The 24,352-nt window shown below is 64.9% G+C and carries 18 protein-coding genes; 8 read left to right on the plus strand and 10 right to left on the minus strand.

Annotation, left to right across the window (positions count from 1 at the left end):
* The first annotated feature begins 107 nt into the window (after positions 1 to 107).
* Positions 108 to 1,385 (plus strand): M48 family metallopeptidase, encoded by a 1,278-nt coding sequence (locus D1Y84_RS02120; protein WP_124847040.1) that lies wholly within the window; start codon positions 108 to 110, stop codon positions 1,383 to 1,385.
* Positions 1,386 to 1,529: 144 nt separating this feature from the next.
* Here D1Y84_RS02120 and D1Y84_RS02125 read toward each other — a convergent pair whose 3' ends face one another.
* Positions 1,530 to 1,763, minus strand: a complete 234-nt coding sequence (locus D1Y84_RS02125) for an anti-sigma factor (RefSeq protein WP_124847041.1) — start codon at positions 1,761 to 1,763, stop codon at positions 1,530 to 1,532.
* Positions 1,760 to 2,473, minus strand: a complete 714-nt coding sequence (locus tag D1Y84_RS02130; protein ID WP_124847042.1) for a sigma-70 family RNA polymerase sigma factor — start codon at positions 2,471 to 2,473, stop codon at positions 1,760 to 1,762. The genes D1Y84_RS02125 and D1Y84_RS02130 overlap by 4 nt, the downstream gene beginning before the upstream one ends.
* 234 nt (positions 2,474 to 2,707) lie before the next feature.
* On the opposite strand from D1Y84_RS02130, the gene D1Y84_RS02135 reads away from it, so the two are divergent.
* The 4 genes from D1Y84_RS02135 to D1Y84_RS02150 all read left to right on the plus strand — a co-directional run bounded on the left by D1Y84_RS02135 (position 2,708) and on the right by D1Y84_RS02150 (position 7,762).
* A complete protein-coding gene (locus D1Y84_RS02135; protein ID WP_158615269.1) occupies positions 2,708 to 5,215 on the plus strand; it encodes a transglycosylase SLT domain-containing protein in 2,508 nt (835 codons plus the stop codon).
* 209 nt (positions 5,216 to 5,424) lie between these two features.
* Positions 5,425 to 6,204 carry an endonuclease III gene (gene nth, locus D1Y84_RS02140; RefSeq protein WP_233580999.1) on the plus strand — a complete coding sequence of 260 codons (780 nt, stop codon included), beginning with the start codon at positions 5,425 to 5,427 and terminating at the stop codon, positions 6,202 to 6,204.
* Between the two features lie 62 nt (positions 6,205 to 6,266).
* On the plus strand, positions 6,267 to 6,833 hold the full coding sequence (locus tag D1Y84_RS02145) for a TetR/AcrR family transcriptional regulator (RefSeq protein ID WP_124847045.1): 567 nt from the start codon (positions 6,267 to 6,269) through the stop codon (positions 6,831 to 6,833).
* A gap of 65 nt (positions 6,834 to 6,898) precedes the next feature.
* Positions 6,899 to 7,762 carry an SDR family NAD(P)-dependent oxidoreductase gene (locus tag D1Y84_RS02150; protein WP_124847046.1) on the plus strand — a complete coding sequence of 288 codons (864 nt, stop codon included), beginning with the start codon at positions 6,899 to 6,901 and terminating at the stop codon, positions 7,760 to 7,762.
* A gap of 85 nt (positions 7,763 to 7,847) precedes the next feature.
* Here D1Y84_RS02150 and D1Y84_RS02155 read toward each other — a convergent pair whose 3' ends face one another.
* Positions 7,848 to 8,993 carry a hypothetical protein gene (locus D1Y84_RS02155; protein ID WP_124847047.1) on the minus strand — a complete coding sequence of 382 codons (1,146 nt, stop codon included), beginning with the start codon at positions 8,991 to 8,993 and terminating at the stop codon, positions 7,848 to 7,850.
* A 99-nt stretch (positions 8,994 to 9,092) separates the two neighbouring features.
* Positions 9,093 to 10,382 (minus strand): lipopolysaccharide assembly protein LapB, encoded by a 1,290-nt coding sequence (locus tag D1Y84_RS02160; RefSeq protein ID WP_124847048.1) that lies wholly within the window; start codon positions 10,380 to 10,382, stop codon positions 9,093 to 9,095.
* Between the two features lie 229 nt (positions 10,383 to 10,611).
* Here D1Y84_RS02160 and D1Y84_RS02165 point away from each other — a divergent pair, with 229 nt between their 5' ends.
* Positions 10,612 to 11,343: an SDR family oxidoreductase gene (locus D1Y84_RS02165; protein ID WP_124847049.1), complete on the plus strand. Its 732-nt coding sequence runs from the start codon at positions 10,612 to 10,614 to the stop codon at positions 11,341 to 11,343.
* On the opposite strand, the gene D1Y84_RS02170 is transcribed toward D1Y84_RS02165, so the two are convergent.
* On the minus strand, positions 11,340 to 12,602 hold the full coding sequence (locus tag D1Y84_RS02170; protein WP_124847050.1) for a hypothetical protein: 1,263 nt from the start codon (positions 12,600 to 12,602) through the stop codon (positions 11,340 to 11,342). The two genes, D1Y84_RS02165 and D1Y84_RS02170, sit on opposite strands and share 4 nt — an antisense overlap.
* A gap of 187 nt (positions 12,603 to 12,789) precedes the next feature.
* Between D1Y84_RS02170 and D1Y84_RS02175 the strand changes: the two genes are divergently transcribed.
* The gene (locus D1Y84_RS02175) at positions 12,790 to 16,851 is read left to right on the plus strand and encodes an AAA family ATPase (RefSeq protein WP_124847051.1); all 4,062 of its coding nucleotides are present in this window, start codon (positions 12,790 to 12,792) and stop codon (positions 16,849 to 16,851) included.
* Positions 16,852 to 17,354: 503 nt separating this feature from the next.
* Here the strand turns inward: D1Y84_RS02175 and D1Y84_RS02180 are convergent.
* The 3 genes from D1Y84_RS02180 to D1Y84_RS02190 all read right to left on the minus strand — a co-directional run bounded on the left by D1Y84_RS02180 (position 17,355) and on the right by D1Y84_RS02190 (position 22,295).
* Positions 17,355 to 18,512 (minus strand): acyltransferase, encoded by a 1,158-nt coding sequence (locus tag D1Y84_RS02180; RefSeq protein WP_124847052.1) that lies wholly within the window; start codon positions 18,510 to 18,512, stop codon positions 17,355 to 17,357.
* Positions 18,513 to 18,735: 223 nt separating this feature from the next.
* A complete protein-coding gene (gene lon, locus D1Y84_RS02185) occupies positions 18,736 to 21,192 on the minus strand; it encodes an endopeptidase La (protein WP_124847053.1) in 2,457 nt (818 codons plus the stop codon).
* A gap of 242 nt (positions 21,193 to 21,434) precedes the next feature.
* Complete coding sequence (locus D1Y84_RS02190; protein ID WP_124847054.1) at positions 21,435 to 22,295, minus strand: prephenate dehydratase domain-containing protein; 861 nt, start codon at positions 22,293 to 22,295, stop codon at positions 21,435 to 21,437.
* A gap of 124 nt (positions 22,296 to 22,419) precedes the next feature.
* Here D1Y84_RS02190 and D1Y84_RS02195 point away from each other — a divergent pair, with 124 nt between their 5' ends.
* Positions 22,420 to 22,572, plus strand: coding sequence for a lmo0937 family membrane protein (locus tag D1Y84_RS02195; protein WP_124847055.1), 153 nt, complete (start codon positions 22,420 to 22,422; stop codon positions 22,570 to 22,572).
* 16 nt (positions 22,573 to 22,588) lie between these two features.
* On the opposite strand, the gene D1Y84_RS02200 is transcribed toward D1Y84_RS02195, so the two are convergent.
* Positions 22,589 to 23,464, minus strand: coding sequence for a UbiA-like polyprenyltransferase (locus tag D1Y84_RS02200; RefSeq protein WP_124847056.1), 876 nt, complete (start codon positions 23,462 to 23,464; stop codon positions 22,589 to 22,591).
* 62 nt (positions 23,465 to 23,526) lie between these two features.
* Positions 23,527 to 24,330: a BON domain-containing protein gene (locus tag D1Y84_RS02205; RefSeq protein ID WP_233581001.1), complete on the minus strand. Its 804-nt coding sequence runs from the start codon at positions 24,328 to 24,330 to the stop codon at positions 23,527 to 23,529.
* Between the last annotated feature and the right edge of the window lie 22 nt (positions 24,331 to 24,352).

The following is a 24,352-nucleotide window of genomic DNA, read 5'->3' on the forward strand; positions in this document are numbered from 1 at the left end:
CCGTGTTTACCGCGCCCACAACGTATGCGGCAAAGCGCGTGGCCGCGCCGTACTATATAGGGTGGAACCGGAGCTCCACAGGCGGAAGCTCCTTCTGAGGTGTACTCATGACCCGTCGTCCCCTTGCGCTTACCCTGATCCTTTGTGCCGCCCCCTCGCTGCTCGCCGCGCAGTCCGCACCGGCCGGCACGCCGCCAACTGTGCCGCAGACTACGCCCCAGACGGTCCCGCAGACCACGCCCCAAAGCACGCCCCAAACTGTTCCTCAGACTGCTCCCCAGACACCACCCACCACCGCCCCACAGAAAACCCCGGCCGACAGCCCGGACGCAAAAACAGGCAAGACAGACAAGGCAGATAAGACCGACAAGAAGCCCGCTCCGGCCCCCGCCGTGTCAGACAAGCCCGTCCCTCTGCAGGCGCAGGTCGGACCCGACGGCGTGGTCAAGGGCGTCAAGCCCGGCAGCGATGACGATGTTTCCGCCGTCGGCAACCGCAACATCGGCGCACGCGGCCTCGGCAACTGGTACTCCACCAACACCGAAATTGGCATGGGCAAGCAGTACTCCATGGAGCTCGAAAAGAGCACCAAGTTCATCAACGATCCGGTCGTCACCGAGTACGTCAACCGCATCGCGCAGAACATCGTCAAAAACTCGGACGCGCGCGTGCCCTTCACCGTCAAGGTCATCGACTCCGATGAAGTCAACGCCATGGCGCTGCCCGGCGGCTTCTTCTTCGTCAACTCCGGCCTGATCCTCAACGCCGACAACGAGGCCGAGGTCGCCGGCGTCATGGCCCACGAGATCGCCCACGTCGCCGCCCACCACGCGGTGCGCGAGCAGACCCGCATGAACTACGCCCAGTTCAGCACCATCCCGCTCATCATGGTCGGCGGAGGCCTTGGCTACGGCCTCTACGAAGCCGCCAACATCGGCATCCCGCTCACGTTCCTGCAGTTCTCGCGCGACTTCGAGGCCCAGGCCGACTTCCTCGGCACCCAGTACCTGTACCGCTCCGGCTACGATCCGCAGGCACTCGTCACCTTCTTCGAAAAGATCGAGAATCTCGAAAAGCAGAAGCCCGGCATGATCTCCAAGGCCTTCATGACCCATCCCGCCACGCCCGACCGCATCGGCCGCACGCAGGACGAGATCGCCACGCTGCTTCCGCCGCGCAACGAGTACCTCGAGAACACCTCGGAGTTCGACGACGTCAAAGCGCGCCTCGCCCGCATTGAAAACAAGCGCAAGCTGCAGGACAAGAAGGACGGCAACAAGCCCACGCTGCGCAAGGTAGGCGCGCAGCAGGACCCCAACTCCACCACCGCGCCCGGCGACGATCGCCCCACCCTGCACAAGCGCGACGACAGCAGCAGCAACTAGCCCGCTTCGGCTCAGCCCGCCGCAACGCAAACAGCCCCTGGCGTCATCCGCCAGGGGCTGTTTCGGTAAGCAGGGTCTAGCGGCCGGTGCCGCGGCTGACCATGCGCAGGATGATGATCAGCACCAGGCCTGCCAGTACGATCCTTAGCACTTCTTGCACCGCGCCAGAATCGCCGTCTGCAAACGATCGCGCAGGCTGTCCGGCAGGTCGTACAACACGTTCGACCGGTACACCTCGATCGTCTTGCGCGTGGTCGTCACGGTGATCGTGCAGTGCTCGCAGGTTCCGAGGTGAGCCTCGAGCGCTACGCGCAGGGTGGGGTCAGTGGTTCCGTCCAGCAGGTCATCGAGATGCACCAGAAACTCAGAGCAGATCACTTTGCGCCACCATCCCCATTCTTCTTGCCTGAACCGTCAATCCTGTTGCTGAAGTAGCGGTTCAACCGTTCACGGAGCTGCAGGCGAGCCCGCAGCAGTCTTGATTTCACCGCCGGTACACTTAAACCCAGTGTGTCGGCCGTTTCCTCTGTGGAAAGTCCTTCCACATCGCGCAGCACAAACACTACGCGAAAACTCGGCGGCAAGCCGTTCACCGTCTTCTTGAGAATCTCGGCAAGCTCGGACTGCCCATACTGCTGCTCAGGGCTCGGGCCCCAGTCAGCCAGTTCCCGCGGCATCGAGCCTTCCTCGGTCTCCACATCCTCATCGATCGACACCATGCGCCCGGTGCGGCGCTTGCGCAACCGCATCAGGCTCTCATTCACCGCGATCCGCACCAGCCAGGTGTAAAACTTCGAGTTGCCCTGGAACTGGTTGAGTTTTTCGTACGCCTTCAGAAACGCGTCCTGCATCACGTCTTCCGCGTCTTCGCGGTTCTGCGTGATGTGTTGCGCGATTCTGAAGATCTGCCGGTCGTACTGCTTTACCAGCGTTTCAAATGCATGGACATCGCCACCCTTGGCAAGGTTGACGAGACGAACGTCCGGGTGTTCCTCGACTGGATCTGCAATTGCCGCAACGGCAATCGGCGGTGGCACACTGCCGACACCGTCTTCTGGTTCCTGTCTGTCCGATTGGATGGGAGGCATGGGTGAGAGTTTCAGCTTTTCGCGCCTTTCCTGAGATGGCAGCGCCTGGCGCCGGGTGCGGTGACCCCTTGGCAGCGCAGCCCTTCCGTCTCCTCCATGCTAACGCGTCCTCTCGAGAGCGCCGCTGTGCATCCATCCAGTGCTGTTCGCGGTACAACGGTGCCGCGCTTCCCTGCTTTTGCCCCGGCGCCCGACTCCCGCTCGCTTACTCTCAATGCAGAGGATCCCCCGTTCGTGAGCCGCATCGTCCTGTTTTCGCGTCCCGCCGCACCTCTCTGCCGCGCAGCCACCGCCTTGTTGCTTGCGGCTGCCTCGTTGCTCCCGTTTGCGCCCGCTGCCGGGGCGCTCCAGCACACCACCCATGCCAGGGCCGCTGCTGCCGCCCGTGCCAAGACACACGGCGCGCAAAAACACGCAGCCACCCACGCGGCCGGCGCAAAACATGGCAAGATCACCGGCAAATCCTCAGGCCGCGGTACCCGCCCTCAGCGCAACGCGCGCGGGCAGCGCACGCACGGCCGCGTCCATCGCGTCGTCGTCAAGCGCCACGCACGCCACCGCGCCCTGTCCGCGCGTGAGACCGCCAAGACCCAGCAGCTCCAGCACGCCTTTGTCGCCTCCACCCAGCTCCGCCCCATGGCCCAGCAGCTCGGCAACTACCGCTCCGCCGCCGCCTACTCCGGCGTCGAAGCCTTCGCGCACGCCCATACCGGTGCCGCAGCAGCAGCTGCATACCTCGCGCTGGGCCACGCCTACCTGCTTGACCACCGTTACACCGAATCCCTTGCCGCGCTCACCAGCGCCAACGCTGCCGGCAACTCGCTCGATGACTACGCCGACTACTTCTCCGCGCAGGCCTACCTGCAGTCCAACCAGTCCGCGCAGGCCGACGCCCTGCTCAGCACCTTCCCGACGAAGTACCCCGACAGCATCTTTACCCCGCAGATGCCCATCCTCGAGGCCAACCTCCTGCTCGCCCAGTCGCAGGCCCCGCGCGCCCTTACCGTGCTCCGCGCCCACTCCGGCGATGCCCTTGCCTCCAAGCCCGACTACCAGCTCGCCCTTGCCAAGGCCGAGTACCAGAACGGCCAGTCCGCCGATGCGCTCGCCCTCTACAAGCGCCTGCTCAGCGAACACCCGCTCAGCCCCGAGGCCATGGCGGCCCAGCAGCAGTTGCAGTCCAGCGGCCAGTGGCTCACGCTCTCGGTCAACGAGCGCCGCCAGCACGCCGATGCCCTGCTCTCCGGCGGCAAGTACAACGAGGCCTCCTCCGAGTTCCGCACCCTCGCCGCCGACACCACGCTCAACCAGAGCGAACGCAACGGCCTGCTGCTCTCCGCCGCCACCTGCGACTTCAAGCTCAAGCGCCTGTCCGCCGGCTCGCTCTCCGGTATCCCCGACTCCGACGACGACAACGGCGCGCACCGCCTCTACCTGCTCATGGAGGTCGCCCGCTCCGCGCAGGACACCGGCACCCAGCAGGATCTCGTCAACCAGCTCCGCACCCGCTTCCAAACCTCCTCGTGGCTCGCCGAGGCGCTCTTCTCCAGCGGCAACCTCTACATGCTCAAGCGCGACTACCCCTCGGCCATCCCCTACTACACCGAGCTCGCGCGCCGCTTCCCGCAGTCCAAGAACGCCGACAACGCCCACTGGCGCGCTGCCTGGCTCAACTACCGCCTCCGCAACTTCCCCGAGGCCGGCCGCCTCATGGACGAGCAGCTCACCACCTTCCGCGACGGCAAAAACGTCCCCGCCGCCCTGTACTGGCGCGGTCGCCTCTTCCTCGACCAGCAGCATGACCCAGCCACCGCGGCCGCCTACTTCGCCACCGTCACCCGCGTCTTCCAGCACTTCTACTACGCCGCCATCGCGCAGCAGCGGCTCGACCAGATCGGCGCCAGCGTCACGCCCGCGCAGATCGCCTCGCTCGACGCTCTCCAGCCCGAGCAGATCCCCACCCTCACCGAGGACGTCCCCGAGAGCGATCCCCACCTCGCCAAGGCCGCGCTGCTCGCCAACGCCGGCCTCAACGACTACCTCGCGCAGGAGATCCACGCCGCCGAAGGCTCCGACGAGTGGGGCTCGCTCGCCGAAGCCCGCCTCTACGCCTCCTACGGCGAGTCCTACCGCGCCATGCGCTCGCTCAAAAAAGCCATCCCCTTCTACACCTCTGCGCCCATCGACGAGCTGCCTCTCGACTACTGGCGCATCCTCTTCCCGCAGGACTACTGGGCCACCATCAAGCAGGAAGCCGCCGCCAACCATCTCGACCCCTACATGGTCGCCTCGCTCATCCGGCAGGAGTCCGAGTTCAACCCCCGCGTTGTCTCCTACGCCAACGCCTGGGGCCTCATGCAGCTGCTGCCCTCCACCGGCCGCCAGATGGCCCAGCGCACCGGCTTCTCCACCCATCTCGACTCCGCCGCCCTGCTCGACCCGCAGATCAACATCAAGCTTGGCTGCGCCTACCTCCGCCAGACCCTGGACCGCTACAACAACCAGCAGGAGTACGCCTTCGCCTCCTACAACGCCGGCGAGGCTCGCGTTGACGACTGGAAAGCCACCACCGACTACACCGGCATCGACGAGTGGGTCGAATCCATCCCCTTCACCGAAACCCGCGACTACGTCCAGGCCATCATGCGCAACGAAGAAATTTACCGCGAACTCGACAAAGCCGCCACCACCCGCGCCACCATCAACGCCGCCGCGTCCACGGGCGATGCCACCGTGCAGTAGAAGACCAGAACCACCTGCGCGGCTGGCGGCCCCTTCGGAACATGTACTCGCTCACACCGAGGGCTTTGCGCTAAACACACGCACCGAAGTGGCCGCCAGCCGCGCAGGCAGTCTTGCTTTACCATCAGCGGATGTGCGCTGCGACCCGACCCACCGCCTCTGCCAAAACAAGCCTTCCCGCGCCCAAGAAGCAGCGTGCCCGTGCCGCATTGGCGCAAGGTACTGCCGCGCAGCCGCAGAAGAAGCGCAGCGGGGCGCGCGCGGTCCATACCGCCGCTGAAGGTGCCGAGGCTGGCGCTGCCCCCGCAAAGCTCGACCCGCCCAGCCCACGACCCCGGCGCGACCTCGCCCCAGCGCGCATCCACGACCTGCTCAACCGCCTCGCCATTGCTCAGCCCAATGCCGAGTGCGCGCTGATCCATCGCAATGCCTGGGAACTGCTGGTCGCGACCATCCTCTCCGCGCAGTGCACCGACAAGCGCGTCAACCTCGTCACGCCCGACCTGTTCCGCACCTTCCCCACTCCGCAGGCCATGGCCACCGCCTCCCTGCCGGAGCTGGAAGAGCTGGTTCGCACGACCGGCTTCTTCCGCAACAAGGCGAAGTCCATCCTCGGCGCGGCCAAAGCCGTCTCCGAACAGTTCCACGGCGAAGTCCCGCAGACGCTCGCCGAACTCATCACCGTTCCCGGCGCCGCGCGAAAAACCGCCAACGTCGTCCTCGGCGTCGCCTACGGTTTAGCCGAAGGCGTGGTCGTCGACACGCACGTGCAGCGCCTCTCCAACCGCCTCGGCCTCACCAAGCACCAAGACCCCAAAAAGATCGAGAAAGATCTCATGCGGATCATCCCGCGCGACCGCTGGATTGCCTTCTCGCACGAACTCATCCTGCACGGCCGCGCTATCTGCATTGCCCGCAAACCCCGCTGCGCCGAGTGCCCGCTTGAAACCACCTGCTGGGCGCCCGACAAGACCTGGCGCAGTCACTAGGCGCCGCGCACCAGGTTCTGCGCTTTTCTGCCGCAGTGGCATCACGGTGGCATCATGGAAAGATGGCCAGGCCAAAGAGTTCCGAAAAGCGCGAGGCGATCCTGAAGTCCGCCGTGGGTGAAATCGCGCAGGTCGGCCTTGGTGCCTCCACGGCGCGTATCGCCCGGGGTGCGCAGCTAGCCGACGGAACTATGTTCACGTACTTCCCCACCAAGGAAGACCTCTTCAACGAGCTCTACGTCGAACTCAAATCCGAGGTGTACCGGCGCGTCGACGATGGCTTCCCGCATGGAGCTGCCCTGCGCGAACGAACCCGGCACATCTGGACGGTCTACCTCCACTGGGCATTGGAAAACCCCGGCGAGCAGAAGGTCTCCGTGCTGTTGAACCTTTCCCCGATCATCTCCGCTGCCACGCGGCAGCGCGTCCACGCCGGGCGAAAAGGGATACAGCAGACACTGGACGAACTCGCGGTCCGTGGCGCCTTCAAAGACCTGCCCAAAGGCTTCGCCTCCACGGCCATGCTCGCAATGCAGCAGGCCGTCATGGACACTGCCGGAAAAAAAGCACGCGACAGAACGCTGCTCATCGACCAGGGGTTTGAAGCTTTTTGGAGAATGGCGAAGTAGTGTCTGATCCAAATAATTGAGCAACCACTCGCTCATTCAAGCGTCTATTGAGCAGGAGCACACACATGGCTAAAGTTTGGTTGATTACAGGCAGCGGCAACGGGCTCGGGCGCGACATCGCCGAGGCTGCCCTTGCCACAGGGGACCGTGTTGTCGCCGGGGCCCGACGCCTCGAAGAGTTGAACCCGCTGGTCGCACAGTACGGGGAGCGCATCACCCCGGCACAGCTCGACGTGCGCGATGAAGCAGCAGCCAGGGCCGCGGTAGAACTCGCCGTCAGCAAGTACGGCCGCCTCGATGTACTGGTCAACAACGCGGGGTACGGCTTCTTTGCCCCGTTTGAACAGATGACCCCCGACCAGTTTCGCGACGTGGTAGAGACCTGCCTCTTCGGCGTGGTCTACACCACGCACGCGGCTCTGCCCATCATGCGCGCGCAGCGCAGCGGGCATATCTTCCAGGTGTCCTCGGTCGGTGGCCGGATGGCCATGCCCGGCAACTCCCCCTACCACGCGGCGAAGTGGGCGGTCGGCGGCTTCAGCGACTCGCTCGCCGCGGAGGTCGCGCCGTTCGGCGTCAGGGTCTGCACCCTCGAGCCCGGTGGTATCCGCACCAACTGGGCCCAGCGCGCCGGCGAAAACTCGCCCGACGTCCTTCCCGAGTACGAACCGTCCGTGGGCGCCGTGTACAAGCTGCTGGCTTCCGTCCGCGGCAAGTCCGAAGGCGATCCCAAAAAGATCGCCGACCTGGTCGTGGCGCTCGCCAACACAAAGGACGTGCCCAAGCGCCTGATCCTTGGCAAGGACGCCGAAGCCCGCGTCAGGCAGGCTGAACTCGCCCGCGCAGAGGAAGCAGCAAAGTATCGCGACTTCACCCTGTCCACGGTCTTCGCCGACGCCCCCGTGATCCCGGGCCTGCTCAACAACTAGGCCGCGCGGCACAACGCACGCGAGGGGAATGCCGGCCACGGCATTCCCCTCGAAAACAACTCCAGCCAGGTCGCGACCGAATCAACTACTGCTGCGAACCCAGAACAGGGCTCGGCGGATCCGGCATCATGCGGCTCGGCGGCTGCGGAACATCCGCAAGATACGTCGCCACCGGCACCGGCGGATTTGTGATCGGTCTCGCTACAATCACATTCTGCTCGTGCTCGATCTTGCGCAGCTTGCCTGTGTTGGACACTTCCTCGTGCCACACCACGTACAGCCTGTCATTCACCTGGTCTGTAAAGGTCAGCCAGCGCTTGCCATCCAGCCCCAGGTCCACCATCGGCGGCGGCGCGGTCAGCACGGCTTCCGACAGGTACGGCTCGTTGGGAATGTTCGGGGTCGCCCCCTGCACTGCCGCGGCGCAGGCCGAGGCCGCCATCCATGCCTGCTGTGGCTGCAGGTTTCCATACAGCGCGGCTGGCGCAATCACCGCCTCCACGACCTTGCGATTCGTTTTCTTGCTCAGGAACTCCCGCTCGATCTCGTGCCGACCCTTGGCAATCGGCACCACCCGGATCGGCTCCTTCGCGTCACCGGGCACCACCGCCGTAAACGCCCACACCCGTCCGGCATCCTGCCGGTCAAAGCGCAGCAGCAGCAGCCCCCCACGCTCCGCAGGCATCCCTGCCGGCGCCGGGCAGATCGACTGCCGCGAAGCCCATCCACCCTGCTTCAGGTCAAACCCGTGCGAGCGCGCCGCATGCTCCAGTTCCGCCTGCCGGCTCTGCAAAATGCTGGCATCCCCCGCGCCCATGTCGGTCGCCGTATGCCCCGGCAACGCGTAGTACACCATCCGGGGATTGCCCGGCTCGCTGGTTGCAAGCATGCCCGGCGGCGTCGTCGGGAGAATATCCGGGCCCAGGTCCATCTGCGCGGACCCAAGTCCAAGGTCCGGCGCCTCCTTCGAGGAGTCGATCGAAAAATCAATGTCCGTGTGTGGCTTCGAGTCCAGGCGGACATCCGGCCGCTGCACCGGCGCCGGCGACTTGCTCGCCGGGGTCAGCTGCGAGCTGTGCGTGCCGGGCTCAGTCTGCGTCGCGCTCGGCGGCACCGTCTGCGCCGGGTCTGGCTGCTGTGCGTTTGAGGGCACGTTCTGCTGGGCAAGTACAAGAGACCCTGCAAGGGGCAGGCAGGCGAGTGCGACGGCAAGGCGGCGTTGTACGTTCATGCGCCTCTTACTCTACCACCGCACTACGCACAGCGAGGGTAGCCTTGGCAGGCTACCCTCGCTGTTTCGCTCTTCCCACGTTACCTTGGGAGCCCTACTTTAACGACGCGTCGCGCGGTGCGCCGGTGCCGCTGCTGCCTTGGGACCGCCATCCTTCAGCACGATCATTGGCGGGTTCTGCGTGTAGGAATCGAACGTGGCCACGTAGGTCACAGTCGCACCCACCGTCGGCACCGTCTTCAAGGGTTCCTTCATGTTGATCGTGAAGTCCGCCTTGTTCGACTGCTGCGCATCCTCGGAGACTGCCAGCTGCACGGAGTCCGCGGTCGCCACCACAACCTTGCCCGGGATCGCAAACGTCTGGCCGTTCATCGTGGCCCAGACCTTCTCCGCATCCTCGGTCGAACCATTCGCCAGCACGAACTCCTTGTCCGTCAGCGCCATGGTCTTCAGGTTTGCCGTTCCTTCCACGGCCTTGTGGGCCAGGTCGGCGGGCGATGGCGGCGGCGGTGCCGGTACCGGCTTGTAGTCGGGCGGCGGCATCAGGTTCGCCATGGCCAGTGTCTTCACCTGGTCAAAGCCGTCCATCCCACCGTGGTACTTGTTGTACCAATACTCGGCAGTCTTCTCGATCTGGTCCTTGGACTGGGCCGGGGCAAACTGCGCCGCGCGCGTTAGGTACCAGATCGCGTTGACCAGGTCCTTCGGGTCCACCTGCAGGTACGCCTGACCAAGCAGGTAGGTGTCCAGCAGTCCGGGGCCGGTCTGGGTCTGCGTCGGGTCGGTGTACGCCTTCAGCTCCGCCTGGTATGCATCGATCGCGCCCTTGTAGTCCTTCTTGCCCGTGTCATCGGCAGCAATCGCACTCTCAAAGATCGGGGTCGCCACGGCCTTCAGCTTGGTGTAGTCCGCGTCCGACATCGCCGCGGGCTTGCTCGAGCCCAGGCCCTTCTGCGCCAGCGAGGCCGCGTCATCCAGCTTTCCCTGGTCGCCCTGCGCCTGCTGCTTCTCCACGTACACAATGTAGGTCAGCGCGCGCATGTTGCTCGGGTCCACCACCAGCAGGCGGCGTGCCGCGTCCATGGTCTTGGGCGTGTCGTTCGCCTGCGTGTAGGCGCCCACCAGCTGCTCCAGCATGTCCTGCTTCACCACGGAGTTCGGATACTGGGTGAGAAATGCCTCGATAGCCTGCGCTTTTGCTGCGGGCGAGCTCTGTCCAATAGCGTTCGTGTACGCGTTGTACTCCGCCGGATCCTTGATCGTGATCTGTCCGGATGAAGCACCTTGCGCCGGCGCTGCGGCAGTGGTCTGGTCCTGGGCGACGGCAGGGAGTGCGGCGAGTGTACTGGTCGCAAACGCGAGCAGTGATGCGACAACTACCTTGTTCATGCAACGCTCCTGAAGTTCTGGGTCGATCTGGGATTGCTCTGGGAACCGAGTATCCGTGCAGCTTTCGTTCATCGCGAAGAGAACAAACCCAGCCGGAACCGTTCTCCACTCTTATAACGCACAATCCACTCGCTTAGAAAATCCATACGTATAGCCGGACCATACCCGGGCTGTGCCGATACAGCACAGAACCAGACCGGCAGCCGCCGACGCTGCATCTCTCCTCTATATGGCAAACACACAAAGCATGGCATCCCAGTTCGCCGTGGTCACCGGCGCGGCACGTGGTATCGGCGAAGCAATCAGCCACCGTCTGGCCGCAATGGGCGCTGACGTCCTGCTCGTCGCGCGCGACCGTACCCGGCTCGAAGCCGTCCAGGCCGCCATCGTGGCCAAGGGCGGCTCAGCCCTGGTGCATCCGCTTGACCTGCGCGACCCCGCCGCCGCCGAAGCCCTCGCGCAGACGGTGCGCGACCGCTCAGGCCGCTGCGATGTGCTGGTCAACAACGCCGGCGTCGGCCGCATCGGCAAGCCGCTCCACGAGATGACCCCGGACGAATGGGACGAGACGATGGACACCAACCTCCGCGGTCCCTTCCTCATGATCCGCGCACTCGCGCCTCTCATGATCGAGCGCAAAAGCGGCCACATCATCAACATCTCGTCGCTGGCCGGGCGCAATCCCCTGCCCAACGGCGCCGCCTACTCCGCCTCCAAGTGGGGCTTGAATGGCCTCACCTACTCGGTTGCGGAGGAGCTTCGCCCGCACGGCATCCGCGTCTCCGTTGTCGCCCCCGGCTCGGTCAATACCGGCTTCGGCGGCGGCGATGCTGGCGAAGACGAGCGGGCAAAGCGCAAAATCCAGCCCGGCGACGTCGCCGATGTCGTCGAAATGCTGGTCCGGCAGGAGCAGCAAAGCTTCGTCTCCGAGGTGCTCATGCGCCCCACCAGCAAGAGCTAACGCGACGCGGCAACCACCGTCGGCGGGTGGTTCTCCTCGAGCACCCGCTCGGTCCATCCACCGCGGCCCATCTCACGCGGCAACGCTGGCGCCGTGTCCTGCGCGGCGAGCCGCAGTACCCTGGCACTCAGCAGTTCCTCGGCGATGATCACCGCCACCGGCGCCAGCAACGGCAGCAGCTCCCCGAACACGCGGGTCTCCGTCAGAATCGCCCACTGAAACATAAACGCGTACCAGACCGGCAGCACCAGCAGCCATGCCCGCAGCTGCCGGTCCCGCACCTCGCGCCAGTACAGCATCAGGAAAGGCCACAGGAACCCGAACGCACACGCAAGCTGCGGCCAGTACCGTAGCCGCGCGAAGCAGCGCAGGTTGAACAGGAACCGCGGGTAGTACTCCGAAGCATTGGTCTTGAAAATCCCGAACACGATGTGGTGCCACAGCACCCAGAACACCAGCAGCGGCCCCGCCACCAGCAGCACCCGCCACCGCAGCAGCCCACGCACGCTCAAGCGCCCTTCGCTCGCCAGGCTTTCCGAGATCGCCCAGAACGGCAGCAGCAGCAGTGTGGTCTCGCGGTTCAGCGTCGCCACCGCGAACAACAGCACAAACCACAGCACCGGCTTGCGGAAGTAGATCAGGTAAAAGCCGCAGGCAAACGCCGCAAGGCTCGGCATGTCATACACATAGCGGAAATTCTGCACCGTATGCACGATGTACAGCACGGTAGCCAGCACCAGGAACAGCGGAAATACAAACGGCCCTAGTAGCCGCTTTCTGCTACCCGCCTGGTAAAGCCGCGTCGCCACCCAGCCGCTGAAAAGCACGCAGGCAACGCCCACCACGAACTCCAGCACCAGCGCCGGCGTCACCCCGCGCGGAAAAAAGTAGTTGTTGCGCGCCAGCTTCGAGGCAAAATGCACGCTCCACGGCGCCGTATCTACCCAGCGATACAGCGGCGCCAGCAGCAGGCGCGTCTGGAACGGCAGCGGCGCATAGCCTCGCTCCCAAAGGTTGACGTCCAGGTACGGGAACTCCAGGTATAGGTAAGCACCTACAAACTGCACCGCCGCCAGGATCGACAGCGCGATCGCGGCCAGACGGCGCAGGCGCGGCACCGCGTCCCGTCGCTGCGAAACCTCCACCACTGCCGGGTGCCTGGGTTGGGAAACCGGCGACTCCAGCAGGCACTCTTCGACGCGCGGTGCCGTCTCAGGCTCGGCTACATCGATCGCGTCGACCTGTTGCATCAAGGACATAAACGGCTTGGATGCGCACGGCCTGCCGGTTGATCGAGGGGACGAGTATTCGGTCCCGCCTTATCCACACCGCGCCCGGGCGCGGACCAGATTGTGCACGCTCCCGGCCCGCTGCTCGCTTGCCCCACGCTGGACCAACGCATACTCTTTGAGCAAAGCTTCCCTGTCCGAGGGAGCCGGAGACCCGTTGCTGAAGCTTAAAAAGATCCAGATCCTTGGCTTCAAGTCGTTCTGCGACAAGACAGAAGTCCAGCTTCCGGGCAACGGCATCGCCGTCGTCGTCGGACCCAATGGCTGCGGCAAGTCCAACATTCTCGACGGCGTCACCTGGGTGCTCGGCGAGCAGAGCGCCAAGAGCCTGCGCGGCGGCAAGATGGAAGACGTGATCTTCGCCGGCACGCGTGACCGCCGCTCCGTCGGCATGGCCGAGGTCTCCATCACGCTGATCGATCCGGATGCCTACGGCAGCGGCCCGCTCTCCGACGAGCCGGAAATCCTGGTCGACAGCAGCGACGCCAGCCTCGATGACGACTGGGACGAAGCGAAGCTGCGCGCCGCCAAGGCCGATGAGGTCGAGCAGCTCATCGCCGAAGCCCAGCCCGGCCAGGTCCTCGACGTCCCCGAGGGTTCCAACGGCCCCGAGGCGTCCGCATCCCAACCCGGACAGTCAGGCCCGGACTCCGCAGCGACCGCAGCCGGCCAGCCCACCGAGGCCGAACACGCTCCCGGCTCCAACGATGTCGTGCTCAAGATCCGCCGGCGCAAGTTCCAGAAGACCCCGCGCCATGGCGAGATCGTCATCACCCGCCGCCTCTTCCGCACCGGCGACAGCGAGTACCTGCTCAACGGCAAGCTCTGCCGCCTTTCCGACATCCGCGACATCTTCATGGGCACCGGCCTCGGCCCCGAGTCCTACGCCATCATCGGGCAGGAGCGGATCGGCCAGCTCCTCAGCTCCAAGCCCCACGACCGCCGCGCCATCATCGAAGAAGCCGCCGGCATCACCCGCTTCAAAACCAGGAAGCGCCTCGCCGAGCTCCGCCTCGAACAGGCGCGCCAGAACCTCGCCCGCATCGACGACATTTTCGACGAAGTGACCAAGCAGATGGTCTCGCTGCGCCGCCAGGCGGCCAAGGCCGAGCGCTACGGCGTGCTCCGCGATGAGCTCCGCGGCCGCCTGCGCATCGTCCTCGCCACCCGCCTCGTCCGCATGGACGCCACCCTGCAGACCCTTGAGCAGGAGATCGCCACCCTCTCCACCGGCATCGACACGCAGTCCCACGAGGTCGAGCAGCTTCAGTCCGAGGTATCCGCCGGGCAGGAGCGCGGCTACGCCGTCGACGCCAGCGCCAAGGAGCAGGGCCGACTCGCCAGCGAAAGCGCAGTCGAGCTCGAGCGCGCCCGCAGCCGCCAGCACAGCAACGCAGAGCGCCTCGCCGAGCTCGAACACCGCATCGACAGCAACACCGCCGAACTCGCACAGGCCCACGAGCAGCGCGCCGGCCTCGAGTCCGAGAAGGACCAGCAGCAGCAGTTCCTCGCAACCGCCGCCGCCGAAGCCGAAAGCTTCCGCGCCGAGGCTGCCGGTCGCCAGCACGCCGCCCGCGAGGCCGCCTCCGCCGTCGCGCAGGCCGAAGCGCGCGTCGAAGCCGCCCGTCGCGAAGCCAACCAGCTCCTCCAGCAGGTCGCCAACGTGCGTCGCGAGCAGGCCCAGGCCGAAGAAGCCCTGCTGTCGGTCGACCGCGATGCGAGCCGCCTCGCCGGCGAGCTCGAAGCTGCCCGCCGGGACCTCGAAGCCCTCGGCGTCGAGCGCGGCCAGGTCTCCCTCCGTTTCGAGTCCGCCAGCGAAACCCTCAAGCGCCTCGAGTCCGAGCTGGCCGCCCTGCGCGCCGAGGTCAGCGCCAAACGCGCTGAAGAGCAGGAGAACCGCCGCCGCGGCGACACCCTGCGCTCCGAGCGCGCCACCCTTGCCGGCCGCGCCAAGTCGCTCGAGTCCCTGCTGCGCGAACACAGCTACTCCACCGACACCGTCAAGAAGCTCCTCCGCGCCGATGCCCTGTCTGGCGACGCCAAGCCCCTGGGCACCCTCGCCGACCTGCTCGAAGTGGGCGAGCAGTACGAAGCCGTGGTCGACGATTTCCTCCGCGACGAACTCAACTACGTCGTGGTCCGCAACTGGACTGCCGCCACCCACGGCCTGCAGCTGCTCCGGCGCAACACCAACGAGGGCGGCATCGAAGGCCGCGCCACCTTCCTGGTTCACCCTGAGAATTCAGATCACTCCGGGCAAAGTCCCACCGGCGCCCAACAAGTCGGCGCTGCCCTCCCCGATGCCGTGCCCCCCGCGATTGAAGCCGCCGGCGTGGTCAGCCTGCGCGCCTGCATCGGCATAGCCGGCGAGTCCGCAGGGAGCAACGGAGCCAGCGAGTCGACCGGGCAAAAGCCAGGCCGTGAACCAGACGCCGCCGGGCAGCTACTCACTGCCCTTGCCGCCGCCATCCCCCGCCTCGGCAACGGCTACGTTTGCGAAAGTGCCGACCTCGCCCGCACCCTGGCCCTCGCGCACCCCGAAGCCTTTTTCCTCGCTCCCGACGGCGAGTGCTTCCACAGCCTCACCGCGTCCGGCGGCAAAACCCGCTCCGGCGGCCCGCTTGCCCTCAAGCGCGAACTCCGCGACGTCCAGACAAAGCTTTCCAGCGTCGAAACCTCCCTCGCCCAGTCGGAAATGCAGACCGCCGCACTCGGGCACACCCTTGCCGAGCTCGCCCGCCGCATCGACAGCCAGACCGAGGAGCGCCGGCACGCCGAGCGCGAAAGCGCCCACGAAAGCGCCGCCCTGCGCCAGATGGAAGGCGAGCGCCAGCGCCTCGAACGCCGCCTGCAGGAGTACACCCTGCAGGGCGAGCGCGCCCGCTCCCAGCGCGACGAGAAAACCGCGCTGATCGCTCGCAAGGCCGAGGACGCAGAGCGGCTCGAGCAGTCGCAGCAAGCGGTGGAAGCCCGCCAGGAAGAGCTGCTCGCCGAAGTCGCGCAGGCACGCGCCGCGCGCGACACCGCACAGTCGGAAGCCGCCTCCGTCGCCGCCGAGCTGGCTGGCCTTGAAGAGCGCCGCCGCGGCGCCGAGGCCGGCTTCGCCCGCACCGAGCGCCTCTGCGCCGAGGCCACGCGACGCATCGACCAGCTTGAGCAGCAGATTGAAAGCGCCCACCGCGAGCAGGCCCAGCGCTCCGACGAGAACGACGCCCTCGCTGCGCGCGAGCACGAACTGCACCACACGCGTCAGGAGGCCGAAGCTCAGGTCCGCACCCTTGCCGAGGAAGCCTCTGCCCTGCGCGCCCGGCTCGCCGAGGCGGAAACGCAGCTCAAGCAGCTCCGCGCCGCCACCGAAGCCGCACGCGAGCAGCGCGCCGGCCGCACCGCCTCATCCGCCCGCCTCACCGCCGAGCTCGCTCACCTCGCCGAAGCCTGCGTGCAGGACCTCGGCGTCGAAGCCGATCAGCTCCGCGCCGCCACCGCCGCATCCGAGATCGAACCCCTCGCCGCTGAAAGCCTCGCAGCCGAAGAAGAAGCCTGCCGCGAGATGAAGCGCCGCCTCGAAGCCATGGGCCCCGTCAACATGATGGCGCTCGAGGAGTTCAAGGAAACCGAGACCCGGCACCAGTTCCTCGAGACCCAGCGCAAGGACCTGCTCGACTCCATCGAGAACACCCGCTCCACCATCCGCGAGCTCGACGGCATCTCCCGCACCAAGTTCGACGATGCCTTTGAACGCATCAACCAGAATTTCAGCGAGGTCTTCGCGCGCCTCTTCGGCGGCGGCGTCGCCTCCATGCGCCTCACCGACGAGGAGAACTCCGGCGACTCCGGCATCGACATCGTGGCGCAGCCGCCGGGCAAAAAGCTGCAAAACGTCTTCCTGCTCTCCGGCGGCGAAAAGGCGCTCACCGCGCTCTCGCTGCTCATGGGCATTTTCATGTTCCAGCCCGCGCCCTTCTGCGTGCTTGACGAGGTCGACGCCCCACTCGACGAAACCAACGTCGGACGCCTCGCCGACCTGCTCCGCTCCATGTCCATCGACACGCAGTTCGTCATGGTAACCCACTCCAAGCGCATGATGACCGCCGCCGACATGATCTACGGCGTCACCATGCAGGAGCCCGGTGTCTCCAAGGTCGTCAGCGTACGCATGGGCGGCAAGGACGCCACCCAGCCCCGCAGCCGCGAGCGCCGAGAACTGGCCACCGTCTAGCCCGAGGGGAGAAGGCGCCCTCCCCTTCCCACGCGCTCCGGCCGTCGCGCAACAAGCGATCGAACAGGTGTGCGACAGGCGCGCGATCCATGTGCAACTGGTGCGCAACAAGCGTGCGACCGCCAGACCGGCGCCATGATAATGCGTTACCCGCTATCCCATTCCAGGAAACGTGCTCGCCCTCACCGGCGCCGTGCCCGGCCGCTGCCGCCGCTAAGTCCTTTCGATAAGATCAGCAGCGAGCATAGTTCCAGGCGGCGACATCTTGCCACACCAGCGCGGATCTTCACGCAACGCATAAATATGCATGCATAAAACCCGACCGCACGATTGGCGTGCACCTTTTTGCGTAGTTATGCACCAGCCGCGATTTCACGCAAGACCGCGGAAACATACGTCCGGAAAGCGCTCACTTGCGCACGCGGGTACAACGTAGCAATCATGCTTGCGGATCGAAACAGCCACAGCGGCGAGCACGCTCGAGCAGGAGGCTGCCCTGCCCCTTACGCCGCTTCCGCACGGCTCCCGGCGCGGTCCTTCCAACGGTCCTTCAGCCGCAGAAACGGCTCTTCGAAGAAGCGGCGGGACAGGTACGCGACCACCGTGGCCACAACCATGCAGCCGAACACGCCGCTCGCGTAGATCGCGAAGCGGTCCAGCGCCGCAGCCCCCAGCATGTGCGTCAGCAGCTCTCTGCCCTTGGCGTACACCAGCACGTTGATCAGGTACAGCCCGTAGCTGATGTAGCCGAAGAACGGCAACAGCCCCCTTGCCCGGTTGTCGCCGGTCGCAGCCACGCGATCGTGGTCGCGCCGCAGCCCCAGCAGCAGCACCCCGCAGGCGCCCCATGAGAAAGGCAGGTCCGCCAGCGCATCCAGCGGAGCCGTCTCGTGGAACGCAGCCAGCCAGACGACCAGCGTGCACAGCACGGCGCTGACCGCAAGCACCACCCCGCCCACCCGGGCCACGTTGCCGAAGTGGATGCGGCGCGACCGGATCAGCAGGCACAGCAACGCGCCATACGCGATGAAGTCCAGCACAAACGGGGTCTTGTAGTGCACGTCCATGTGGCTGTTGAAGTGCAGCCCCACCAGCCGCAGCAACGGCTCGCCGATCACCACCATCAGCAGCAGCACCAGCAGCGTGCGCTCCCCGAGGCGCCGCACACAGGTAGGCCAAAGCAGATAGAAGTGCTCCTCCACCGCCAGCGACCACAGCGACCCGTACTCCCCCAGCGGCGCGCCAAACAGCTTCGAGAAATTCGCCAGAAACAGCACCGCCGCCAGCACAAACCGCCCATCCACCACGTGCCACAGCCAAAGCACGGCCAGCACCACGAGGTAGATCGGCAGGATGCGCAGCACCCGGCGCATGTAGAAGTTGCGGTAGAAGTCCGTGCGCTCGCGCGCCTTGAACAGCAGCTCCGTGATCAGGAAGCCCGAGAGCACGAAGAAGACGTTGACGCCGAACCGCCCGCAGCCGAAGAACGCCTGCACCAGCCTCCCCCAGAAGCCGCCTAGCAACCCTTGCCAGCCATAGCCTGAGAAGCCATGGAAGAACAGCACCATGAGCACAGCCGCGCCCCGGATCGAGTCCAGCGAAGGCATGTGCCGAAGGATCAAAGCGTGCCGGGCCTCGGCAGAAGCTGCCTTTGTTGCCATCGGTCCTCTTGGTTCGGGATAGGTTCGGGATCGGCGCAGCCGAGCCGCCGCCCGCGCGCAAGGGGGTTGCGCGCAGCGCGGTCTCGCTCATTATCGCTTGGCGGGGCAGGCCGAAGCGTGGTGATTCGTACAGCACGGTTACTGTCCGTTCCCACAACAGGCAGCCCGGGGAAACAAAAAGCCCGTCTCAGAATCGAGACGGGCTTCTCACCGCAGCAATTGCTTACGCGTCCGCGTGCTCCAGTACCTCTTCCCGTACAGTCGTGTCAGCCTTCACCTCAAGCAGGTCCTTGGGCAAAGCGACCGCCAGCACGTCTTCAATCCGGCGCGCATAGTGGATGGTCACGCCTTCGGTCTGCGACGGCAAAAGATCTTCCTCGATGTTCTGGCGCACATCGGCCGGCAGGATCACGTGCTTTACGCCTGCCCGCTTCGCCGCGAGAAACTTCTCCTTGATCCCGCCCACCGGCAACACGTTGCCCGACAGCGTGATCTCACCCGTCATCGCGATCAGCGGGTGCACCGGGCGATCCGTCAGCAACGACACCAGCGCCGTCGCCATCGTTACGCCTGCCGAAGGGCCATCCTTGGGGATCGCACCAGCCGGCACGTGGATGTGCAGGTCGATATCCTTGGTGAAGTCCTCACCCAGTCCAAGCGCTACCGCGTTCGAACGCACCCACGTCAGGGCAGCCTGCATGGACTCCTGCATGACCTGGCCGATCTGGCCCGTCATCGTGAATCCACCCTTGCCCTTCATACGGTTAGCCTCGATGAACAACACATCGCCGCCCGCCGGGGTCCACGCAAGTCCGACTGCAACTCCAGGTCGCGCCGTCCGTTCCGCAAGCTCCGTATCCACGCGCACCTTGATGCCGCCCAGGAACTCGAGCACATTCTCGCGCGACACCACCAGTTTGTCGGAGTGGCCCTCGGCCAGCCGCCGCGCCTGCTTGCGGCAGATCGTGCCGACCAGTTGCTCGAGCCGCCGCACCCCCGCTTCCCGCGTGTAATGCCGCACCACGAACCCGACCGTGTCCTCCGGGATCTCGATCTGCTCGCCCGTGAGGCCGTTCTCCTTGATCTGCCGCGGCACGATGTAGCGCGAAGCGATGTGCCGCTTCTCCTCTTCGGAGTAGCCGGAAAGCTCGATGATCTCCATGCGATCCCGCAACGGCTCCGGGATCGTGTCCAGCTGGTTCGCCGTGCAGATAAACAGCACCTTGGACAAGTCGAAAGGTTGGTCCAGGTAGTTGTCGCGGAACGTCGAGTTCTGCTCCGGATCGAGCGTCTCCAGCAGCGCAGACGATGGATCTCCCCGGAAATCGCGGCCCAGCTTGTCGATCTCGTCCAGCAGCAGCACCGGGTCATTGGTGCCGGCCCGCTTGATGTTCTGGATGATCTGGCCCGGCAGCGCACCGATGTAGGTCCGGCGATGCCCGCGGATCTCGGCCTCGTCGTGCATGCCGCCGAGAGACACCCGCTGGAACTTGCGACCGAGCGAACGCGCGATCGAACGGCCCAGCGAGGTCTTGCCCACGCCGGGAGGTCCGACGAAGCACAGGATCGGTCCCTTCATGTCAGGCTTCAGGCGCCGTACCGAGAGGTAGTCGAGGATGCGGTCCTTGACCTTGCGCAGCTCGTAGTGATCCTCGTCCAACACTTCCTTGGCTACCGCGATGTCAATCGTGCCACCCGTGCTCTTGGACCACGGCAGCACTGCCAGCCACTCGATGTAGTTCCGCGTCAGCGAGTAGTCGGCGGCCATCGGCGACATGCGGCTGAGCCGGTTCAGCTCCTTGAGCGCTTCTTTCTTGGTCTCCTCCGGCATGCCGGCGGCTTCGATCTTTTCGCGCAGCTCCTCGATGTCGCGCTGACCTTCGTCGCCCTCGCCAAGCTCCTTCTGGATCGCCTTCATCTGCTCGCGCAGGTAGTAGTCACGCTGCGACTGCTGCACCTGGTCCTGGACCTCGGACTGGATCTTGTTCCGCAGCGACTGCACTTCCACTTCCTTGGCCAGGTGCTTGTTGATGCGCTCCAGGCGCTTCTGCACGTCCGAGGTTTCCAGCAGCTCCTGCTTGTCGGCGGTGGACAGGAACGGCAGCGACGATGAGACGAAGTCCGCCAGGCGCGAGCCGTCTTCGATCTGCGCGGCAATCGCCTGCAGCTCGTCTGAAAGCGTGGGCGAGGCAGCGACGATCTGCTGGAAGTCGGAAACGATGTTGCGCTGCAGCGCTTCCAGCTCCGGTCCCGCCGTCGCGGCGAGTTCGGGAACCGTTTCGACCGAGGCGGTCATGAAGGGTTCGATCTGCTCGAAGTCGTCGAGCTTGACCCGCTCCACGCCTTCGGTAAACACAAACAGGCTCTGGTTCGGCATCTTGACGACCTTGTGAATGGTCGCGATCGTTCCATAGGTGTGCAGATCAGCCGGCTGGGGTGCATCCTGCCGGGAGTCACGCTGCGCCACCACTACGATGGTCTTCTCCTCACCCAGGGACTGGATGAGCTGGATAGAGCCTTCCCTACCTACCGTCAGCGGCAGGACGGCATGCGGAAACAGCACGGTATCGCGTAAAGGCAGCACAGGGAGCGTCCGTCTACGGGCTGAAACACGCTCGTCACGCTCACTACGCTGCGTCGGTCCGCTGGGGCGGATGATGCTCAGGAAGTCATTCGACATGAGTGTACCTTTATCAACTAACTGCTATTTGACGCCGCATATTTGAAAACGATGCACCAGAAAAATAGGCAGGTCCCATCAGCGTGGACCTGCCGAAGTGAACAGTCGTGAACTACTTCGGCGCCTCATGTGGCGGCTCTCTTGTGTCTGTTGTATCGACCAAGCACCCCGCTTCTTCATACCGAAACGTCCGTCAGCGTCACCAAGGTACCCCGGGCATGCCCTAAGTGGTTCTTTTTGAACTACCTAGGCAACTCGGGCCCGGGTACCGCAGTCATGTAGCGGCCCAGCTCCTTCACGAAGGAACACAGGGCGCGCAGCTCTCCCAGCGCGAGAAGCGCCGCTGTGGGCGTCGTAAACCGGTAGTCGGCGTAGAAGACGTACTCCCAGGGAGTTCCAGGGACCGGGCGCGACTCCAGCCGGGAAAGATTAAGACCGTGCCGCGCGAAGACGGCAAGCGCCTCCACCAGGGCCCCGGGCTTGTTCTGCACCGCGAACGCGAGAGAAACCTTGTTCCCCGCTGCCACGTCGCTCTGAACGACGCCCGGCACGTCCGGCGACGCTGTCGCGTCTGCGCGGACCAGCAAAAACCGGGTGTAGTTTTCCGTATGGTCCTCGATGCCCGCCGCCAGGATCTCTCCCCCGTACTCCGCAGCGGCTTGTTCACTCGCGATTGCCGCGATGCCGCCGGTCACCACCGCGTGTGCGGCCGAGCCGGCAGTGTCGTAAAACGGCATTGCCCGCAGCGCCGGGTAAGCAACAAAGAAGTTGCGGCACTGCGCCAGGGCCACGGGATGCGAAAACACCTCGCGCACCGCATCCAGGGAGGTACCGGGCGCAGCTATCAACTGGTGCCGGATCCGCAGCAGCAGCTCCGCTTCAATATGCACCGGGTGTGCCAGCAGCAGGTCATAATGCTCAAGCACGGAGCCGGCCAGGGAGTTTTCGATTGGAATCACAGCAGCATCCGCCCGGCCATCGACGACCCTGGCGAATACCTCCGGCGACAGCGAGCACGCCTGCAACTCCGCAAAATCCGGAACAAGCCGCAAAGCCGCCTGGTGGCTGAACGATCCCCGCTCCCCTTGAATGGCGATGCGCATACTAAACACTCCCGGAGCAAAGGGCGAGCGCCCTGGCAAGAAAAATTTTGCGCGTACGCAACCGAAAAGAAGATGCGTGCACCCTAATGTTGCGGAATACGAAAAACGCTTTCAGGAGAGCCTCATGCTTTGGACTATCTTTGTTGTACTGCTTGTTCTCTGGCTCGTCGGCCTCGTCAGCTTCCACGCGATCGGCGCCTACATTCACATCCTGTTGGTGCTCGCCATCGTTGTACTGCTCATCCAGATCATTTCGGGTCGTCGTTCAGCGTTGTAACCGTGATGGGGGCTCGCTAAGCGCTATGGTGACGCCCCACCCACACTGCCGACGCAATCACCACGAAGAACACGATCGAGATGACCCCGTTCAGGGTAAAGAACGCCGCATTCATCCGCGACAGGTCACGCGGTGAAATGATCGAGTGCTCATAGAGCAGCAACATCGCCACCAGGGCGACGGCGGCCAGGCCAACAAGTCCGAGGCCGAAAAGCTGCACCATACACACCAGCAGCAACAGCATGACGCAGTGCATGATGCGGGCCACCCAGAATGCACCCGGGATGCCCAGAGTCGCCGGCACGGAGTACAGGCCGGATGCGCGGTCGTGCTCCGCATCCTGGCAGCTGTAGAACACATCAAAACCACCCACCCAGAAAAGCACAGCGGCTGCCAGCGTGAGGATTCGGGGATCCAGTGATCCGCGAATCGCGATCCAGGCCGCGGCCGGCGCGATTCCCAGCGCCACGCCCAGAAACACGTGCGACCAGCGGGTAAAGCGCTTGGTGTAGGAGTACAGCAGCACCACGCCCAGCGCGACCGGGGACAGCAACAGCGTCAGCATGTTCAGCCGGGAGGCAGCCAGTACAAACAGCAGCGCCGAAACCAGCACAAAGCCACCGACGAAGTTCCGGGAGAGCGTTCCGGCCGGAATGGCGCGCATACTGGTGCGCGGGTTGGCTGCATCAAGGGTGCTGTCAGCCCAGCGGTTAAAAGCCATCGCCGCCGACCGTGCCGTGACCATGCAGACGATGATCCAGACAATCTGCATGGGGTGCGGCCAGCCATCGGCAGCCAGGACGGCGGCGGTCAGCGCGAATGGGAGCGCAAATACAGAGTGCTCCCACTTGATCATCTCGAGCGTGTGGCCGACAGAGCGGAGAAGAGCCATGGAGCCAGTGTATCGTCCACTCGTCACCACCGCAGCTCCGGGCGCACACGTACTAAGTCTGGCTACCTGCCTTCGCTGCTGGTCGCCACCTGCAGGTTGTTGACGACCTTGAAGACTCCCGGAACACTGTTCGCTCGCAGCCCGGCGACGTCCTTGTCCGACTGCGAATTCACGACGCCGTACAACGTCAGGTTGCCGTTCTGCACCGAGATGCGGATCGGCTTCGCGGGATCAATCGCGTACTTGTTCAGGCTCGGAAAGCCGTAAATGGTCCGCGCCGCCTGGATCCGAATGCGATCATCCATCGGCGAGGTGGGATCCACCTGGATCTCGTTGATTACATCCCGGACGCCCTTGGTATTGCTTGCGACGGCCACGGCGGACGCCGCGTCTACTGGCCCGTAGGCATGACCGCCCAGGGTGACATTGCCTCCATGCACCACTACCGAAACGGCGTTGAAGGCTGTGGTACCGTACCCGACCCGGTCGTACGAAATCGCTTTCACAAGCTTCTGCTGCAACTCCGCATCCGGAACCGACGGCCCCGCTACCTGGATCTCGTTGTCAACAGCCGTGATGCCTTTGACGTGACGCGCGCGCTTGCCCGCTTCTTCCTTGTCATCAAATACATCCACGGTGCCCTTGAGCAGTGCGGTGGTGCCCTGCACGGACCCCTGCACCCCGCTGAACTGCTTCTTGTTGAGCGTCTTGGAGAGCTCCGTCTGCAACTGCGAGGCGTCCGCCTGCAAAGGTACTGATGCCGCCCGGCTTTGCAGAGCGCCAGGCGCCAGAACCAGGCTCCCTGCCAACAGAAGAGTGAGCATGCGTGCGGTGCCTGCGTTGTGCGTGCGCGTTCCGTTGTTCAAGCGACTACCTCCTGGTATGTAC

The organism is Acidipila sp. EB88, from assembly GCF_003858395.1.
GTDB lineage: Bacteria > Acidobacteriota > Terriglobia > Terriglobales > Acidobacteriaceae > EB88.